Below are 1146 nucleotides of genomic sequence, written 5' to 3' on the forward strand. Positions count from 1 at the left end.
TGTAGCCGGGTGGGTTCAAGGATGAAGTGCGACTTGCGATAGATACCAATGGGTTGTCACTCGCAAGGAATGGCTCATGAGACGCACCTACTCCCAAATCGATATGGATGAACGTCGTAGGATCGCCCGGTGGCGAGCGGCTGGCCTGAGTGCCACTGTGATCGCCGAGAAGCTTGGGCGGCATCGCTCGACGATTTTCCGGGAACTCAGCCGCAATGCTTTCGACGATGTGCAAATGCCGGAGCTCAGCGGCTACTACTGTGTCACGGCCAACGAGATGGCGCGTGAGCGCAGAGCCAAGCTGCGCAAGCTTGCTCGGTTTGCGCATGTGCGCCGATCGGTGATCGAGCGGATCATGCATGGCTGGTCGCCGCAGCAGATCGCCGGCCGCATGCGGCTTGAGCGTCATCCGATTTCCGTCAGCTACGAGACGATCTACAAATTCGCCTATTCCGCAGACGGCCTTGCCATCAAGCTGTGGCGGCATCTGCCGGAACGTCGCGCGAGACGTCGACCGCGGCATGCCAGGCGGCGCTACGGCCGCCGTTTCAGCCCGGAACTCAACATTCTCCATCGTCCTGACGCGGTCGCCGAGCGCAAGCAGTTCGGTCATTGGGAGTGCGATCTCATTCAGTTTCGCAAGAAGTTCGGCAAGGCCAATGTGACGTCGCTGGTCGAGCGAGTCAGTCGCTTTGCGGTCTTCCTGCGCAACAACGACCGGCAATCGAAGCCGATCATGGACGGGCTGATCCAGGCGCTGCAGTCCCTGCCCCATCTCGCCCGCCGGTCGATTACCTTTGACCGTGGCACCGAATTCAGCGAATGGCCGTATCTCCAGGCTGGCATCGGAACGCAGACATGGTTCTGCGACCCGCAGTCGCCGTGGCAAAAAGGCACCGTTGAGAACACCAATCGCCGTGCTCGCAAATGGCTTTCGAGAGAGGTGGATCCTCTATCGATCACCGACGGTGACCTGAAGGACATTTGCGATCGGCTTAACTCGACGCCCCGAAAGTGCCTCGGCTATCGAACGCCCGCGGAAGTCTTCCGCAAGAAACTGCTCGCGCAAATGCGACGTGTCGGTTAGCGTTGCACTCGCAAGTCGCAGTTCGGCGTGAACTCACACCGCAAAGTTAAAGTGTCCTG

At 59.7% G+C, this 1146-nt stretch carries 1 protein-coding gene; it reads left to right on the forward strand.

The genetic code is table 11. The features are described from left to right. Positions 1-76: 76 nt before the first annotated feature. Positions 77-1087, forward strand: a complete 1011-nt coding sequence (locus IB265_RS36230; RefSeq protein ID WP_113133632.1) for an IS30 family transposase — start codon at positions 77-79, stop codon at positions 1085-1087. Positions 1088-1146 lie beyond the last annotated feature (59 nt).

Origin of the sequence: Ensifer sp. ENS10, from assembly GCF_014852025.1 — a bacterium.
Taxonomy (GTDB): domain Bacteria; phylum Pseudomonadota; class Alphaproteobacteria; order Rhizobiales; family Rhizobiaceae; genus Ensifer.